The organism is Candidatus Contendobacter odensis Run_B_J11 (assembly GCF_000531125.1).
Lineage (GTDB): Bacteria > Pseudomonadota > Gammaproteobacteria > Competibacterales > Competibacteraceae > Contendibacter > Contendibacter odensensis.
Genome location: NZ_CBTK010000257.1, coordinates 50,765 through 68,519, shown reverse-complemented (window position 1 = coordinate 68,519; position 17,755 = coordinate 50,765). Strand labels below are relative to the sequence as shown.

Sequence of the window (17,755 nt, the reverse complement as noted above, 5' to 3'; positions counted from 1 at the left end):
AGCAACTCTACCCGTAAGGGCTGGAGATGAAATCTACCCGCCTAAAGGCGGGGGTTTTAACCTTACATATCGAAATAAACAGAACTCACGTTAATTTTATGGTGTTATGTACTGAATCACCTGATAATCCGGCAACCGGAAATCGCCGCTCAAGGCGGCGTCGGCAATGGCTTCACGGCCGTAGCACGCGATACCGGGGTCAATTACAAGCACCCTGCGTTCGGGAACTGTACCTTTGCCCAGCAAGGGGATTTGCATGTGGCCGGTAAGTAGTTCCGAAACACAATACAGGGGCAGACGGACCGCCTGGCCTAAAAGCCGAGGCTTTCCGCGCAAAATCCGGGTAATTGCAGTGCCGACGCGGCCTGTTCGGGCGTTGTGCCATGAGGCACCACGCCCAGCAGCGGGGCATTCAGGCGGGTTCGCAGGGTATCGAGATTGGCTTCAAAGCGGGACATGGCGGGATCAATCTGATTAGCCACCCAACCCGCCAAGCTCAAACCGCGCTGCTCAATCGCTTCAGCGGTCAGCAACGCATGATTGAGGCAACCCAGCCGCATTCCCACCACCAGCACCACCGGCAAGGCCAGGCACTGCGTTAAATCTGCGGTGTCATGCTGTGCGTCAAGCGGCACCCGAAAACCGCCCACGCCTTCCACCCACACCACATCAACCCACGTTTGCAGACGTGCGAACGCCTGTTGAATTACCGCTAAATCAATCGGTCGCCCTGCTTCCTGAGCGGCGATATGCGGCGCGATGGGCGGGTCATACAGAAACGGATTGATCAACGAGATCGGCGGCTGGATGGAGCTGGCGGCCAGTAATCGCGTGACATCCTCGTTGCGGCCATCGGCTTCAACGCCAGCAGCAATCGGCTTCATCCCAACGGCGGTCCAGCCGCGCTGGCGAGTCGCGTAGAGCAAGGCGCAGGTAATGTGGGTTTTACCGACCCCGGTATCGGTACCCGTCACAAAACAAGCGGTTCGCATCAACTTGAAACCCCTACAGCGTGGCAATCAGCCAGACGGCATCGTAGCTCAGCGGCAAACCCGCCGACTCTCGCAACTGTTCATACCGCGCCGTGATCGCCTGCCAGGCAGAACGACTAAACGGCGTCGGTCGGCGTTGTCCCACTTCACGCGCCCCCACCGCTTTCACACTGCGGAGCAGGCTTCGCAGCTCGGGATAATGGCGACGCACCGATTGCCGGTGCCAGACCCGCACTGTCCATCCACCCGCCTGACAATGTGCCAGCAGTTGCTCCGGCGCAGGAATCGTCAACGCATGGCTGTAGTCATCCGTGTCAGCAAAGGCATGGCGCAGCTCAGGGAAGTTGTCCGCTCCCAAAGTGGCGACCGCCAGCCAGCCTCGCGGCTTCAGCACTCGCGCCGCCTCGGCCAAACAGCGTTGCGGGTCGTTCCATTGCCACGCCAGACTCGACCAGTACAAATCGAAACGGTGCGCGGCAACCGGCAAGGCTTCGATGTCGGCGCAAATCAACGCCACCTCGGTCAGCGGGGTGCGAGTAGCAAGTAACATGCGAGGCGCAAAATCAACCAGAGTCAATCCGGCGCACGGCCACTGCTGTTGTAGCCAGCGCGCCCCATAACCAGTGCCGCAACCGGCGTCAAGAATGGCAACGGGATCGAGGTCGTTACCGAGGAGCGCAAGGTACCCAGCCAGCCGGTCGGACACTTCCCGTTGCACATCCGCCGCCGCGTCATAGGTGGTCGCAGCCTGATCAAAGGCGTGGCGAATTCGTTGTTTGGATGGCAGAACCGACGACGGACTAGGCATAGCCATCATTGGCGCATTCCCGCAATACCCCCATCAGCGTATCAATCTGCTCTTCGCTATGCGCCGCTGATAATGAAATCCGCAACCGGGCCGTTCCCATCGGCACCGTCGGCGGACGAATCGCGGGAACCCATAACCCGCGCACAAACAGCCGTTCGGCTAATTGTACCGCCGCCTCATTTTCGCCGATGAGCAGCGGCTGAATCGCGGTTGGTGAAGGCAATAACCGCCACGGCAAGCCGTCCAGACCCGCTCGCAATCGCACAATCAACTGTTGCAGATGAGCGCGGCGCTCATCACCGTTGACCATCAGTTCCAAACTGGCGAGCAGCGCAACCGGGATCATCGGGCTGGATGCGGTGGTAAAAATGTACGGTCGCGCCCGCTGCATCAACCAGTCGATCACGCAGCGGTCGCCGGCGACGAACGCACCGGATACGCCTGCGGCCTTGCCGAGCGTTCCCATCAGAATCAGGCGCGGCGACGGCGGCAGATCAAAATGGGCGAGACTGCCCCGACCGCCGGGACCGAGTACGCCAAAGCCGTGAGCGTCATCCACCACCAGCCAGGCGTCAAAGCGTTCAGCCAAGGCGAACAATTCCGGCAGCGGCGCTAAATCACCGTCCATGCTGAACACCGCATCGGTGAGAATCAGTTTACGCCGCGCCCGGCTTTGCTCCAGTCGATGAGCGAGAGTGTCCACATCACCATGCGGGTAGCGAACATGCTCGGCGCGGGCCAGCCGGGCGGCGTCAATAAGCGAGGCATGATTCAGCTTATCGGCAAAAATGGCGTCGTTGCGATCCATCAGCGTGGGCACAATCGCCAGATTCGCCATGTAGCCGGTGGTGAAATACAGCGCCTGTTCCCGCCCAACGAAGGCGGCCAGCCGCTCCTCCAATTCCGCATGAGGCCACAGATGACCGCTGACTACATGCGAAGCACCGCTGCCCACGCCCCAGCGCCCGGCGGCCTGCTGCGCCGCAGCAACGATACTGGGATGATTCGCCAGACCGAGATAATCGTTGCTGCAAAAGGCAATGACGCGCCGGCCCTCAACCACGGCTTCGGGGCCGCAGGGCGCTTCCAGGGTGCGACGGCGGCGCAACAATCCTTCTGCTGCCAACTGCGCCATCGAGGGGTCCAGTTCGTCCCAGATCATGCTTTCACCCCCAGCCCCTCTCCCAGCGGGCGAGAGGAACCTTCGAGCGCTGCCTCCAGAGCCGCGACCGCGCCTTCGGCCAACAGCGTGGCTTCGGTGTCATCGAGAATGTAGGGCGGCATGAAATAAATCGTTGTTCCCAAGGGCCGCAGCAACAGTTCGCGTTGCAGGGCTTCGCGGTAGAATTTCAACCGAAATTCAGGATCGTCGGTCGCAATATCCACCGCCCAAATCATCCCGCAGTGGCGAAAATGCCGCGCTTGCGGATGCTTCACCAGCGGTTCCAACAATGCAGTGAAGCGCTCGGCGAAGCGCCGGTTGCGTTCCAAAACTGCATCCTCGGCGAAAATATCCAGGGTCGCCAGCGCCGCCCGGCAGGCCAGCGGATTGCCGGTGTAGGAATGGGAATGCAGAAAGCCACGGGTGATCGCGTCATCGTAGAAAGCGGCGAACATCTCATCGGTACTCATTACCACCGACAGCGGCAAATAACCGCCGGTGAGACCTTTGGACAGACAGAGCAGATCGGGGCGGATACCGGCCTGTTCGTGGGCGAACAAGGTGCCGGTGCGACCAAAGCCGACCATAATCTCGTCGGCGATTAAATGAACTTGGTAACGGTCGCACCGGGCGCGGGCCAGCCGTAAATACTCCGGGTCGTACATCACCATGCCGCCCGCTCCCTGCACCAGCGGCTCAAGGATCAAGGCGGCAATGGATGAATGATGTACCGCCAGATACGCCTCCAGCGCGGTCGCGACGCGACGGGCGCAATCCGCTGCTGTTTCGCCCGCCGCCGCCTGCCGGGCATCCGGCGAGGGGACGGTCGCCGCTTGGCGCAATAGCGGGGCATAGGCGTCCTTGTACAGCCCGACATCGCCCACGCTCAGTGTCCCCAGCGTTTCGCCGTGATAGCTGCTGGCCAGACAAAGAAACTGGTTTTTCTCCGGCTGACCGTGATTGCGCCAGTAGTGAAACGACATCTTCAGCGCGATTTCTACTGCTGACGAACCGTCTGAAGCATAGAAGCAATGCCCCAGCGCGCCGCCGGTCAACGCTGACAACCGTTCCGACAGTTCCACCACCGGCCCATGGGTGAAACCACCCAGAATGACGTGTTCCAGCCGGTCCAGTTGATCTTTAACCGCAGCGTTGATGCGCGGGTGGGCATGGCCGAACAGGTTGACCCACCATGAACTGATAGCGTCCAGATAGCGCCGACCGGCGAAATCGTACAGCCATGCGCCCTGACCTCGATCAATCGGCACCAGCGGCAATGCGCCGGTGTCGTGCTGCTTCATTTGGGTGCAGGGATGCCAGACCGCCGCACGGCTGCGGTTTATCCAGTCGGTGTTGTCCATTCGCGCTGAATCCTAGACCCCGTGCAGGCCCAGGTTCTCGAATAGCGCATTATCGCGATCCATCTGTGGGTTACTGGTGGTCAGCAGGTGGTCGCCATAGAAGATCGAGTTGGCGCCGGCCAGAAAACACAACGCCTGTTCAGCGGCGCTCATCTGCTCGCGCCCGGCGGACAGGCGCACATAGCTGCGCGGCATGGTGATGCGGGCGGCGGCGATGGTGCGGGCGAACTCGAAAATATCAATTTGCTCGCTGCCGGCCAGCGGCGTTCCGGGAATCGGCACCAGATTGTTGATCGGCACTGATTCCGGCGGTGGGTCAAGGCTGGCCAGCTTGGCAATCAAGCCGACGCGGTGCTGGCGGGTTTCGCCCATGCCGACGATGCCGCCGCTACAGACCTTGAGGCCGGCGCCACGCACATTTTGCAAAGTATCCAGCCGATCCTGATAGGTGTGAGTGGTGACGACATCACCATAAAACTCTGGGGCGGTATCGAGATTATGGTTGTAGTAATCCAGCCCGGCGGTCTTCAACTGTTCGGCCTGGCCGTCCTTGAGGATACCCAGCGTCACGCAGGTTTCCAGACCCAGTGCTTTAACGGCGCGCACCATCTCCATCACAGCGGGCAAATCCTTCTCTTTGGGACCGCGCCAGGCTGCGCCCATGCAGAACCGGCCCGCGCCCTGTTCCTTGGCCGCCTGAGCCGCCGCCAGCACTTCCTCGGTAGACAGCAGGGGTTGAGCATCCAGCCCGGTCTGGTAACGCTTGGACTGGGAACAATAGCCGCAATCCTCCGAGCAGTTGCCAGTTTTGATGGACAGCAGAGTGGAGCGTTGTATTGCGCTGGGATCGAAGTTTGCCCGCAACGCTTCCTGCGCCCGAAACATCAGATCGGTGAACGGCAACTCGAACAGCGCCGAAACGGCTTCCACCGTCCAGGTCGGGGCGTGGAAGAGAAGCGGTTTTGCCTGCGGGGTCGTATGCGAAAGAACTGCAGCATGACTCATGAGGTTGATCTCTACTAGGGAGTGAAGGAGCCTGATTACGGCATTGAAAAGAGGACGATGGCGCAGCGCGCCCGCACATGCGGGGTAGCAAGATAACGAGGTCTGCGCCCCTGAGTAGCGCATAAGATAGCATTTCCGGCCTGAAAAACCATCTAACTCACTAATTTATTACAAATAATCTGGTTAAATATGCTGGAATTTCTGCGGACTTCATCCCCATTGGGTTCGAGCATAGCCCGTCCAAAATGCGCAGAATTCACCACTGCGTTTAAGCCCATACCCTGATACAGTTAATCATGGCTGCCCGATGAATATCCAGCTTGAGTAGGTAAGGTCATCGGCTTGCCGCCCGCTTCCAACCCTTGGAGAACTCTGCCGCATGTCCAACGGCAACGAATTTACCCTATTAAAGCAACGGCGCTTTCTACCGTTCTTCATCACTCAGTTTTTGGGTGCATTCAATGATAACGTATTCAAGAATGCCCTGATTATTCTGATCGCTTTTCAGGCGGCAGCGACTGATCCCGCCCGGGCCAACCTGCTGATTAACCTCTGCGCCGGCCTGTTTGTGCTGCCGTTTTTCCTGTTTTCAGCCACCGCCGGCCAGCTCTCTGACAAATACGAAAAATCGCGCTATATCCGCTGGGTCAAGCTGCTGGAAATCATCATCATGATCGGCGCGGCAGCGGGATTTATCTTGCACAACGTGTCGCTCCTGATCGGGCTGCTGTTCCTCATGGGCTGGCAATCCACTCTGTTCGGGCCGGTGAAGTACAGCATCATGCCGCAGCATCTGAAACCGGAAGAGCTGGTCGGCGGCAACGCCTGGATCGAGATGGGCACCAATATGGCTATCCTGCTGGGCACCCTGTTGGGTGGGCTTCTCATCGCACAGCAGCAGGGCGCGGCTTGGGTAGCCGGAGCTGTGGTCGTGTTAGCCGTGCTTGGCTATCTCAGCAGCCGGGCGATTCCCCAAGCTCCGCCGGCCGCCCCAGACCTTAAAATCAACTGGAATCCAGCCACCGAAACCTGGCGTATTCTCAAGTTCACTTACCAGAACTTCACCGTTTTCCAATCGGTGCTGGGTATTTCCTGGTTCTGGTTCGTGGGGAGCGTCTATCTGGCTCAATTGCCCAACTTTACCAAGCTCATCCTGGGCGGCGGCGAACACGTCGTTACCCTGTTGCTGATGCTGTTCGCGATTGGTATTGGCATTGGTTCGCTGTTATGCGAGCGCTTATCCGGGCGGATGGTAGAAATCGGCCTGGTGCCGTTCGGCTCCATCGGTCTGACCGTGTTTGGAGTGGATCTGTTTTTTGCCGCGCCCGCACCGCCGGCCGCTGGAGCGGAGCTGTTGGGAATGCTGGCTTTTTTGGCGCAAGCAGGCAGTGGGCGGGTCGTAGCAGACATTGTGCTGATCGGTATCTTCGGCGGTATTTTCATCGTACCGCTGTATGCGCTGGTGCAGCAACGCAGCGATCCGGCGCACCTATCGCGGGTGATCGCCGGTAACAATGTCCTCAATGCCATCTTTATGGTGGCAGCGGCGCTGATTGCCGTCCTGCTGCTGGATCAGGGACTGAGCATCCCGCAATTGTTGCTGGTGATGGCGATCTTCAACGCGGCAGTGGCGGTCTATATCTTTACCCTGGTTCCCGAATTCCTGATGCGCTTCATCGTCTGGATACTGGTGAACATCGGCTATCGGTTGAAAGCGCGCGGATTGGAGCATATTCCCGATGAGGGACCAGCGGTCGTGGTCTGCAATCACGTCAGCTACATGGATGCGCTGGTGGTGATTGGCTGCTGCCGGCGACCGATCCGGTTCGTGATGGACCATCAGATTTTCAGGATTCCGCTGTTGAGTTTTGTGTTTCGCACCGCCGGAGCGGTGCCTATCGCGTCGGCGCGGGAGAATCCCGAAATTCTGGATCGAGCCTATGACCGGGTTGCCCACTATTTGGCAGACGGCGAAGTGGTCGGCATCTTCCCGGAAGGCCGGTTAAGCCAGGACGGCGAAATTGGCCTGTTCAAAACCGGCATCGAACGGATTATCCAGCGTACCCCAGTGCCCGTCATACCAATGGCGCTGCGCGGATTGTGGGGCAGCTTCTTCAGCCGCCGCTACGGCAAGGTGATGGGTGCTTTCCCCCGGCGGTTCTGGTCGCGGATTGAGCTGGTCGTGGGCGAACCGGTGCCACCCGAGCGAGCTACATCGGCGCTGCTGCGTGAGCGGGTGGTGGAGTTGCGGGGCGATCGGCCATAGCAGGAGGGCTTATGCAATATCAGGGTTTGCAGAATGGTATGGGCAAGCGGTCGAGTCTGAACTGTACGCAGCGACAGGCCGGCAAGGTGCCTCTATGGGTATTGATCCTCCTGAGCATATTCAGCGGCTTGCTGATGTATTGGTACACAACGCCGCAGGAAGTGCCGGCCTGGGCGCGTCACTGGTTGCCTGGGCTGCCCGAGTACACCGGGCCGCTTTATCGCTGGCGCGATGACCAAGGTCGCGAGCAGGTAACGGACAAGCCGCCCAAGGGTCGGTCTTACGAAACGGTCAACTACCGCAGTGACGCCAACGTCGTACCGCCACAAGGCGGCGCATCGCGTCCATAAAAAAACCGCCCCGGCGAATAACCGGGGCGGTGGGGTTCAAAACTCAAAATGCCAAGCGGGTTACGGCGCGTCTTTCTTCAGTTGCTTGGCCTGCGCGGCGAGCTTATTCAAATCTTCGACACTCATCTTGTCGTCGTAAATCCCGGCCCCGACCTGGATATCCGGTTTGAAGGAAACCTCGGCGCTGTGGACGAAGGAGATCTTGCGCGAAGCCTTGGCTTCACCCGGTTTTGGCCACCAATACTCGACCCAGCCGCCATCTTTGTTAGCACCGGCCTTGCACATATCCTGGAACAGCAGGTGATCCTTGTCGTCCTTCATCTGCAAAATCGGCTTGCCCACCAGATCAGGCCGCAGTGGATGGGCGATCATGACGTTATCCCGGCAGCTATAGATGAATACATAGCTGTCCTTCCACACCCAGCGGGCATCCTTGTTGTTATTGAAGTCCGAGAAACCGGCCAGGCCCTTGTCGTTCAGGTACTGGACGGCTTCGTGAACCTTGGTGACCACTTCCTCGGCGCTGGCGGCGTTGGGATCTGCGGCCAGCGTGATGGCGGGCGCGGCGGCCAAGGCCAAAGTCAGGCCGGCCAGAGCAAGCGTTGTTTTCCGCATTATTGAATTCTCCTCGTTATTCAGTGGTGAGTGCGCAGGAACCAGCCCGCTCAGGAAACCCAGGGCTTGCCGGCCGGCAACAGTTCTCTGCCGTAAATCTCGTTCAGGATGACGCGGGCCATCATGTACCAGGCGGCCAACGCGCAGATCATCAGTTCGTAGCCTGCCACTACCGTCAGGTTGGGATAACCGAAATGTGCCAGATCGAGCAGGATGAAGCCGATCAACAGGGTGGTGAAGGTGAACGCCATCGCGCCATGAATCCGCAATGAACCAATCCACAGAATGGCTGTGAACAGGGTCCAGGCCACCAGGAAATAGCCAACGTCTTCGGTGCCGGCTTTGAACAGATCGTATTTATTGCCCAGTAGCATGAGGGCCAAGGCAATCCAGAAGGCCCCGTAAGAAGTGAAGGCGCAATAACCGAAATTGTTGCCGGTCTTCATTTCCTGCAAACCGGCGATCAGTTGCGCCATCCCGCCGAACACGATACCCAGCCAGACCACCGGCCCGATGCTGGGCATCCAGCCGACATTGTGGAATTGCAGCACCAGCGTAGTTAGACCGAAGCCGGCCAAGCCAACCACTGCCGGGTTACCAAGTTTTTGTTCTGCCATTACGTTTAACCTCTCCCAGTGAAAAAATGTATCAAGCTGCGGTTCACGGCTCCTCAATGAGGGGAAGCACATTGCACCGGACAGCCGGTGAACACTATAGAAAAAAAATCGGACATTGGAAGTAAAACAACCCTGAATCCAGCGGAAATTTCAGTTAACCGCCCTGCCGCGCCGCCTTCTTGCGCTCGTGTTCCAACAACAGCTTCTTGCGCACCCGGATGGTTTTTGGCGTCACTTCAACCAGTTCGTCGTCGTCAATGAACTCCAGTGCCTGCTCCAGGCTCATCCGCACCGGCGGAGTCAGCAGGATGTTTTCGTCCGATCCGGCGGCGCGAATGTTGGTCAGTTGCTTGGCTTTGAGCGGGTTGACCACCAGATCATTCTCACGGGAATGGATGCCGACGATCATGCCCTCATACACCTCGTCGCCATGCGCGACCATCAGCCGTCCCCGCTCCTGCAAGTTGAACAGCGCATAAGCCAGCACCTTACCAGTGGCGTTGGCGATCAACACCCCGTTAATGCGCGCCCCGATAGTCCCTTTCTTCATCAGACCGTAGCGGTCGAAGACGTGGTACATCAGGCCGGTGCCGGAGGTGGTGGTCAGGAATTCAGTCTGAAAGCCGATCAGCCCCCGCGCCGGAATCAGATAATCCAGTCGCACCCGACCCTTGCCATCGGGTTGCATATCCAGCAGATCGCCGCGCCGCTCGCCGAGTTTTTCCATCACCGCACCCTGATGCTGCTCCTCCACGTCCACGGTCAGTTGCTCATAGGGTTCGTGCAGCTCACCGTCCACTTCGCGCAGAATGACTTCCGGGCGCGACACCGCCAGTTCGTAGCCCTCGCGGCGCATATTCTCGATCAGAATCGATAGATGCAGTTCGCCGCGACCGGAAACCTTGAATTTGTCGGGATCGCCGGTGTCCTCGATCCGCAACGCGACGTTATGGATCAGTTCCCGGTACAGCCGTTCGCGCACCTGGCGACTGGTCACGTATTTGCCATCGCGCCCGGCAAAAGGCGAGGTGTTGACCTGGAAGGTCATGCTCATGGCCGGCTCGTCCACCTTGAGCGGCGGCAACGGCTCAACATGATTGGGATCGCACAGCACATCGGAAATACCCAACCCGTCAATCCCGGTAAAGGCGATGATGTCGCCGGCGGAGGCTTCAGGAAATTCAATCCGCTCCAAGCCCTGAAAACCGAGGACTTGCAGCACCCGGCCGTTACGGCGCTGGCCGTGCCGATCCAGGATCACCACCGGGGTATTGGTCTTAATCGTGCCCCGGCGAATGCGGCCAATACCGATCACGCCAACATAGCTGTTATAGCCCAGTGAGCTGACCTGCAACTGGAACGGCCCCTCGCGATCCACTTGCGGCGGACTGACCTGACTGACAATGGTTTCAAACAGCGGGGTCATGTCGCCAGAACGCACACTCTCATCAAGACCGGCGTAGCCGTGCAGCGCCGAGGCGTAGATCACCGGGAAATCCAGTTGCTCTTCGGTGGCGCCCAGCCGGTCGAACAGGTCGAAGGTGCGATCCAGCACCCAATGGGGGCGAGCGCCGGGTCGGTCAATCTTGTTGATGACGACGATGGGCCGGAATCCCATGGCAAAGGCTTTCTGGGTGACAAAGCGGGTTTGCGGCATCGGGCCATCTACGGCGTCTACTAGCAGCAGTACTGAATCCACCATGGACAATACCCGCTCCACTTCGCCGCCGAAATCGGCATGGCCGGGCGTATCCACGATATTGATGCGGTAATCGCGCCAGTGTAGTGAAGTATTCTTGGCCAGGATGGTGATGCCGCGTTCCTTCTCCAGGTCATTGGAATCCATCACCCGTTCCACCGGGGCGCCCCGGTCGCTGAGCGTACCGGACTGTTGCAAAAGCTTATCGACCAGCGTGGTCTTGCCGTGGTCCACATGGGCGATGATGGCGATGTTGCGCAGTTGTTCGATCACAAACGAAATCCGTAGGTTACGCTCGATAAGAGCGCATTGAATAAGGCCAAGGTTATTGGGGCGGACAGCGGAAGAAAGAGTATCGTTGATTTGATAATGATTTGTTTCTTTAACTGCATTCTATCGGTTTTCATGAAACCTGCGTGATTCGGTTTATCCGGCGCCATTCGGGTGTGGCTAGGCAGGGCATTATAATCAGGACGTTCGCTCATAAACTTGGTGTCGTCATACCCGTGAAAACGGGTATCCAGTCTTTTCAGCAGGTTACTGGATTCCCGCTGACGCGGGAATGACGAAAAGCGAAAGTCCTGATAACGAAGCCGGGCGACCGTAAACGACAAAGCCCCGCCTGGACGGGGCTTTTGGATGAGTTCGTTGGGTGGGAAATGTTATTTTTCCGCGAGTTTCTTGACCATGGTGGCCTGTGGACCCTTGGGACCAGGCTTGACCTCGAACTCGACCTTTTGATTTTCAGCCAAGGTTCGGAATCCTTTACCTTCAATCACCGAGTAATGGACGAACACATCGCTGCCGCCATCTTCAGGAGCAATGAAACCAAAGCCCTTGGCTTCATCAAACCACTTCACAGTTCCTATACGCATTAACGCACGACCTCAAAGATAAAACATTTTTCCTGCCGATCTGCGCGACATCCAAGATACAGGATTAGCTCGGTATCCAGCACTCAACGCTGGGCGCTTGGAAGCTGAAAACTTCCATTCGCGTTGAAAAATTACGCGAAAGCATCCGGTTCCGCAAGCCGATTTTATGTACGTTTGCACTGCCTTAGTGCAAAGTCCCATTTTGAAAGCGGGCGGCTGTTCATTCCTGCCCAACGAAACCTTATCAATCTTTATGGAAAACATGCTCGTTTCACTGCAAGCCCGCTTGATCGAATGCCCCACCCGTGATCGCGCTGCGTTCGCCCGTCGTCTTCATGGTCTGCGCCGTCGCCAACACGATGGCAAGCCGATTGATCGCGCTCTGGAACAACTGAGTGCTGAAGTCGAAGTCGCTGTTACTCGCCTGCGGGAACGCCGCGCTGCGCTGCCGCAGCCAAGTTTCGACGACAGCCTGCCGATCAATGCCCATCGCGAATCCATTGCCGCCGCCATCCGTGAACACCAGGTCGTCGTGCTGTGTGGGGAAACCGGTTCCGGCAAGACCACTCAGTTGCCGAAAATCTGCCTGGCGCTCGGTTATGGTGCAGCAGGCTTGATCGGCCATACTCAGCCACGCCGGATCGCCGCCCGTTCCGTAGCCACCCGAATCGCTGCCGAGTTGGGAACCACGGTTGGCGGTTGGGTCGGCTACAAGGTGCGCTTTTCCGACCGAACCGGGCCGGAGGCGGTAGTCAAACTGATGACGGACGGCATTCTGCTGGCGGAAACCCAGAGCGACCGCCAGTTGGCCCAATACGAGGTCATCATCCTCGACGAGGCCCACGAGCGCAGTCTGAATATTGATTTCCTGCTGGGCTATCTCAAGCGGTTGTTGCCGCAGCGACCCGATCTCAAGCTGATCATTACTTCGGCGACCATTGACCCAGAGCGCTTTTCCCGCCATTTCGATCACGCGCCGATTATCGAAGTGTCGGGGCGAACCTATCCGGTGGAGACTCGCTATCGGCCGTTGCTGGCGGCGGATGAGGACGAGCGCGACCGCGATTTGCAGCAGGCGATTCTGGACGCGGTGGACGAGGTGTGGATGGAAGGGCCAGGCGATATTCTTATCTTCCTGTCCGGCGAGCGGGAGATTCGGGAAACGGCGGAAAGCCTGCGTAAACATCATCCACCCCATACCGAAGTGTTGCCGCTGTACGCCCGGCTGTCGGCCACTGAACAGAATCGGGTGTTCCAGTCGCGAGGCCGCCCGCGCATCGTGCTGGCGACCAATGTGGCCGAAACCTCCCTGACGGTGCCCGGCATTCGCTACGTCATCGATCCCGGCACAGCGCGGATCAGCCGCTACAGTCCACGCAGCAAGATTCAGCGCCTGCCGGTCGAGAAAATTTCCCAGGCCAGCGCCAACCAGCGGGCCGGGCGCTGCGGACGAGTCAGTGCCGGTATTTGCATCCGCCTGTATGCAGAAGCGGATTTCCAGAGCCGCCCCGCTTTCACCGATCCGGAGATTCTGCGAACCCACTTGGCGGCGGTGATTTTGCAAATGAGTGCATTGAATCTGGGCAAGCCGGAGGACTTTCCGTTCGTGGAACCGCCGGATTCGCGCCAGATTAGCGACGGCTTCCGGCTGCTGTTCGAGTTGCAGGCAGTGGATGAACAGCGCCGGATCGCTGAATTAGGCCGGCAGATGGCAAAACTGCCGGTGGACCCGCGTTTGGGGCGAATGTTGCTGGCGGCGCAACGGGAAGGCAGTTTGAGCGAAGCGTTGATCATCGTGGCTGCACTGGCGATTCAGGATCCGCGTGAACGGCCACTGGAAAAACAGCCGGCGGCGGATGAGAAACATCGCCGCTTTCGCGACGATCATTCTGATTTTGTGGCACTGCTTAATCTGTGGCACTACTACCATGAACAGGCGCGGCAACTCTCCAAAAACCAGTTGCGTACCCTTTGCCAGACCGATTTTCTCTCCTTCGTGCGGATGCGAGAATGGCACGATCTGCATCAGGAATTATTGGGACGAATCACTGAAATGGGGATGCGGCTGAATAGCGAACCAGCCTTGTATGAAAATTTGCATCGAGCGTTATTAACCGGCTTGCTAGGTCATTTGGGCTTGAAACAAGAGGAAAATACTTATCTCGGCGCACGCGGACGGAGTTTTTACCTGTTCCCCGGTTCCGGGCTGTTCAAGAAACGGCCACGCTGGGTGATGTCCGCCGAATTGGTGGAAACGACTCGGCTGTATGCCCGCACCGTGGCGCGCATCGATCCAGAGTGGGTGGAAGGGCTGGCCGGGCATCTCCTCAAACGCAGTTATGCCGAGCCACACTGGGAGAAGCGCGCTGCCCAGGTTAGTGCTATTGAACAGGTCACGCTGTACGGCTTGCCGATTATTGCCAATCGCCGGGTTAATTACGGGCCGCTCGATCCAGCACTGGCACGGGATTTGTTCATTCGCCATGCACTGGTTGAGGGTGAATTTCACTGTAAGGCACCGTTTTTTCAGCATAATCGGCAATTGCTGGCCGAATTGGAAGAATTGGAAGTGCGCGCCCGCCGTGATCTGACGGCGGACGAAGAAGCACTGTATCGTTTCTACGCTGCGCATGTTCCAGACGGCATTTACAGCGGCCCGACTTTCGAGACCTGGCGCAAGCAGGCCGAGCGGGAAAATCCACGCCTGCTGTTTCTCGACCGCGCCGCGCTGCTGGCGGAAGCAGGACCGGTGGTGAATGGAGAACGCTTCCCCGATCATCTCGATCTCGACGGGTTAAAGTTACCGTTAAGCTATCGCTTTACACCGGGAGCGGACGATGACGGAGTGACATTAACGGTGCCATTGGCGGCAGTTAACCAAGTAGATTCAAAGCAGTTGGATTGGCTGGTGCCGGGCTTACGGGCGGAACGGATGGCAGCCTTATTGAAGTCGTTGCCGAAAGCATTACGGCGTCATTTCGTGCCTGTACCCAATTATGTACAAGCCTTGCTGGCGGTAATGGAGCCGAATAGATACGCCTTGAGCGAAGTGATGACCGAACATTTGCAGCGAATGACCGGGGTGCGGATTCCCGAAGATGCCTGGAATCCCGACACCGTACCGGCCCACTTGCGAATGCGTTTTCAAATCGTAGATGCTGATGGGGCGGTGCTGGCCGTTGGGCGCGACTGGCAAGCCATTCAGGCTGAGTTGCGCGGTGAAGCGCAGTCCAGTTTTGCAGCATTGCCGACCCCGGAGTTTGAACGAGAGCAGTTACGCGACTGGGATTTCGGTGAATTACCCGAAGTGGTCAGTTTCGTCCGCAATGGGATTCAGTTGCGCGGTTATCCGGCATTGATTGCAGAAACGGCCGGTACCTTGGCGCTGCGAGTACTGGACTCGCCGACGCGAGCGGAAGCAGCGACTCGTGCGGGTTTACGACGGTTAATCGGTTGGCGGCTGGGATCAGCATTCAAATCACTGTCCCGTGATCTGCCGCATTTCCAGCGAATGACGTTGCACTATGTCGGTTTGGGGACGCAGGAGGCATTGTGTGTGGATGTGCTGAACACTATTCTCGACCGGGCTTTTCTCAATGATGCACCATTACCGCGTGATGCGGCGGCCTTCGCTGCGGTACTGGAACGCGGCAAGACCCGATTAGCGGCAATGCGGTCCGAGGTATGCGATACCGCTGATGCAATTCTAGTGGCCTATCACGAAGTCCGCCGTCTGTTGAATAGCGAGTCATTGCTGGTTTGGGCCGAGGCAATAGCCGATAGTCGCGATCAACTGGCGCGGTTGGTTTATCCCGGTTTTCTGAGCCAGACGCCAGCGGAGTGGTTACCGCATCTACCACGTTATCTACGCGCTATGGCGTTGCGGCTACAAAAAATCCGGCAAGCACCGGATAGAGACCGTCAGCAATCGGGTGATGTCATTCGGCTTTGGGCGCATTGCAAACGGCAATGGGAACACAACGCCAGGCAGGAACGGCATGATCCAGAATTGATTCGATTTCGCTGGCTGCTGGAGGAATTGCGGGTGTCCCTGTTCGCCCAGGAATTAAAGACCATTGCGCCGGTATCAGTGAAGCGATTGGAGGAGCAGTGGGGGCGGATAAAACAGGGTTGATATTTGCCGGCACCGGGATCAAACCACGGTAAGCCGCCTTTCTGGAGAGGACGCGAAGGGAAGAGAGGGACGAACCGGCGGTTGCTTGGGCATCCTGCAGCCTCTTGCATCCTCCGGATCTCTTCAAGGCGCAAAGAAGCCGCTATGAGAGCCCATCGCACGGCCGGTACCTCGCCGGGGTGACCGGCCGTGTCACCGGAACCGCAGGCCGGCAAAACCAGCATCGTCAGCGTCTTCATCACCTCAGTACAACTCACCCAACGACTCGACACAAGGGCAAATCCAGTGGCTTAAGCCCAGTGCCCACCAGCATGAACAGGCCCTGCCGATAGGCGAAGCGATCTGACGCTTCTTCAATCGCCATCCCCGCTACCGCCCCGTACAACGGCTTGTCGGCGTATTCCGGGAAGAATCGGTGGAACTAAGCCAGATTGACCATGAACTCCTTGACATCGGCGACGCTCAGGCTGCTCTTGACCTCTACCGCGACGACATGACCGGCGTTGACCACCAGCACGTCAATTTCCATTCGATTTTCGACAAAGTGGCCCCATTTACCGCCGAGTTTGTCCAGGTTGTCGCTGACCTGATCCACTTTTTGACCCAGCTTTTCGATCTGGAGGTCTACGCGGCGGCTGGCTTCCTTGGCCTCGCGGGCGAGTTCATTGATCTCGCGGTCAGTCTCTGCGCGGCTTTCCTGAAGCTTGCGGTCAGTGTCCTGAAACTTGCGATCCGTTTCGCGGAACAAGGCCCACACCTCATCCAATGTCGTTGCCATCGCCATGCGCTTCCGTGAAAAATGCCTTGAGGGGATTTGCCAGGAAATTTTACACCTCGAATCTTCCGAGTTTTCGCGGTTTAGTCGGCGCTGCCTACCGCCAGAGACAGCCTGCGGTTCAGCAGCAGTTCCCGCTCTCTTATTTTTGTTACCATGATTTTTAAGGATATTTTTTCGAAATGTAACCCCGATTAGACGAAAAATCCTTATAAATCAAGACAGCGGGAACTGCTGCTGGTCTAGCGTCCGGTGGCGATTTTGCCAGTTCAGGCGTATTGCTGAGCCGCGAAATCCCAGTTGACCAGGTTCCAAAACGCCTCAACGTACTTGGGGCGCAGGTTGCGATAATCAATGTAGTAAGCGTGTTCCCAAACATCACAGGTCAGCAGCGCCTTTTTACCGGCGGTCGCCGGAGTACCGGCGTTGGAGGTACTCAGCAGTTCCACCGAACCCTCCGCATTCTTGACCAGCCAGCCCCAGCCGGAACCGAAGGTGCCGACCGCACACTTGGCGAATTCCTCCTTAAACGCCGCGAACGAACCGAATTTCTGGTTGATCGCCGTCGCCAGCGCCCCGCTCGGCTCGCCGCCGCCGTTGGGCTTCAGGCAATTCCAATAAAAGGTGTGATTCCATACCTGCGCCGCATTGTTGAAAATGCCGCCGGAGGACTTCAGTACGATGTCTTCAAGCGACAGAGGCTCGAATTCGGTGCCCTTGATCAGGCTATTCAGATTGGTAACGTAGGCTTGATGATGCTTGCCATAGTGATACTCCAAGGTCTCTTCCGAGATGTACGGTGCCAGCGCGTTCTTGGCGTAGGGCAATTCGGGGAGTTGATGAACCATGCGTCTTTCTCCGTTTAATCAGTGGATGATGAATCAGTGTTAAAGCAATGAGCGCTTGCTTGGAACCCCGGTAACTGTATTAAGTTTCGCCAGCGGCGCGGGGCCGGTCGGGAATGCCGGGCTAGTCTAGCCGCCGTCGCCCCGCCGATGCAACGCGGGTTTCAGGCAGTACGGGTGTGATATTCTTGCCGCCGATCCGGTGCGTCGGCCCGATGCAAGGCCGCTCCGCGTACCTCGTAACCACCCA

General features: G+C 58.0%; 14 protein-coding genes and 1 pseudogene. 3 read left to right on the top strand and 12 right to left on the bottom strand.

Annotated features, from left to right (window positions below):
• Nucleotides 1–96 precede the first annotated feature (96 nt).
• The 6 genes from BN874_RS25180 to bioB are packed head-to-tail and all read right to left on the bottom strand — an operon-like array spanning nucleotide 97 to nucleotide 5,328.
• Nucleotides 97–258, bottom strand: a complete 162-nt coding sequence (locus BN874_RS25180) for a hypothetical protein (protein ID WP_195912207.1) — start codon at nucleotides 256–258, stop codon at nucleotides 97–99.
• A 53-nt stretch (nucleotides 259–311) separates the two neighbouring features.
• A complete protein-coding gene (gene bioD, locus BN874_RS15125; protein WP_034435008.1) occupies nucleotides 312–992 on the bottom strand; it encodes a dethiobiotin synthase in 681 nt (226 codons plus the stop codon).
• Nucleotides 993–1,005: 13 nt separating this feature from the next.
• The gene (bioC, locus tag BN874_RS15120; RefSeq protein ID WP_230314454.1) at nucleotides 1,006–1,809 is read right to left on the bottom strand and encodes a malonyl-ACP O-methyltransferase BioC; all 804 of its coding nucleotides are present in this window, start codon (nucleotides 1,807–1,809) and stop codon (nucleotides 1,006–1,008) included.
• Nucleotides 1,793–2,962: an 8-amino-7-oxononanoate synthase gene (gene bioF / locus BN874_RS15115; RefSeq protein WP_034435007.1), complete on the bottom strand. Its 1,170-nt coding sequence runs from the start codon at nucleotides 2,960–2,962 to the stop codon at nucleotides 1,793–1,795. The genes bioC and bioF overlap by 17 nt, the downstream gene beginning before the upstream one ends.
• Nucleotides 2,959–4,323, bottom strand: a complete 1,365-nt coding sequence (locus BN874_RS15110) for an adenosylmethionine--8-amino-7-oxononanoate transaminase (protein ID WP_051497900.1) — start codon at nucleotides 4,321–4,323, stop codon at nucleotides 2,959–2,961. Before BN874_RS15110 ends, bioF begins: the two co-directional genes overlap by 4 nt.
• 12 nt (nucleotides 4,324–4,335) lie before the next feature.
• On the bottom strand, nucleotides 4,336–5,328 hold the full coding sequence (gene bioB, locus BN874_RS15105; RefSeq protein ID WP_034435006.1) for a biotin synthase BioB: 993 nt from the start codon (nucleotides 5,326–5,328) through the stop codon (nucleotides 4,336–4,338).
• Between the two features lie 379 nt (nucleotides 5,329–5,707).
• On the opposite strand from bioB, the gene BN874_RS15100 reads away from it, so the two are divergent.
• Nucleotides 5,708–7,594 (top strand): MFS transporter, encoded by a 1,887-nt coding sequence (locus BN874_RS15100; RefSeq protein ID WP_034435005.1) that lies wholly within the window; start codon nucleotides 5,708–5,710, stop codon nucleotides 7,592–7,594.
• 11 nt (nucleotides 7,595–7,605) lie between these two features.
• Entirely contained in the window at nucleotides 7,606–7,944 is a 339-nt protein-coding gene (locus BN874_RS15095) for a DUF4124 domain-containing protein (protein WP_034435004.1), read from the top strand.
• A 60-nt stretch (nucleotides 7,945–8,004) separates the two neighbouring features.
• On the opposite strand, the gene BN874_RS15090 is transcribed toward BN874_RS15095, so the two are convergent.
• From BN874_RS15090 to BN874_RS15070, 4 genes are all read right to left on the bottom strand, one after another.
• Nucleotides 8,005–8,559 (bottom strand): cache domain-containing protein, encoded by a 555-nt coding sequence (locus BN874_RS15090; RefSeq protein ID WP_034435003.1) that lies wholly within the window; start codon nucleotides 8,557–8,559, stop codon nucleotides 8,005–8,007.
• A gap of 50 nt (nucleotides 8,560–8,609) precedes the next feature.
• A complete protein-coding gene (locus tag BN874_RS15085) occupies nucleotides 8,610–9,176 on the bottom strand; it encodes an acetate uptake transporter (RefSeq protein WP_034435001.1) in 567 nt (188 codons plus the stop codon).
• A gap of 154 nt (nucleotides 9,177–9,330) precedes the next feature.
• Entirely contained in the window at nucleotides 9,331–11,148 is a 1,818-nt protein-coding gene (gene typA / locus BN874_RS15080) for a translational GTPase TypA (protein WP_034434999.1), read from the bottom strand.
• A 389-nt stretch (nucleotides 11,149–11,537) separates the two neighbouring features.
• On the bottom strand, nucleotides 11,538–11,750 hold the full coding sequence (locus BN874_RS15070; RefSeq protein ID WP_034434996.1) for a cold-shock protein: 213 nt from the start codon (nucleotides 11,748–11,750) through the stop codon (nucleotides 11,538–11,540).
• Between the two features lie 262 nt (nucleotides 11,751–12,012).
• Here BN874_RS15070 and hrpA point away from each other — a divergent pair, with 262 nt between their 5' ends.
• Nucleotides 12,013–15,885 carry an ATP-dependent RNA helicase HrpA gene (gene hrpA / locus BN874_RS15065; protein WP_034435021.1) on the top strand — a complete coding sequence of 1,291 codons (3,873 nt, stop codon included), beginning with the start codon at nucleotides 12,013–12,015 and terminating at the stop codon, nucleotides 15,883–15,885.
• A gap of 253 nt (nucleotides 15,886–16,138) precedes the next feature.
• Here the strand turns inward: hrpA and BN874_RS15060 are convergent.
• Nucleotides 16,139–16,663: pseudogene (locus BN874_RS15060) on the bottom strand (DUF3782 domain-containing protein).
• A 266-nt stretch (nucleotides 16,664–16,929) separates the two neighbouring features.
• On the bottom strand, nucleotides 16,930–17,508 hold the full coding sequence (locus BN874_RS15055; protein WP_034434994.1) for a superoxide dismutase: 579 nt from the start codon (nucleotides 17,506–17,508) through the stop codon (nucleotides 16,930–16,932).
• Nucleotides 17,509–17,755 lie beyond the last annotated feature (247 nt).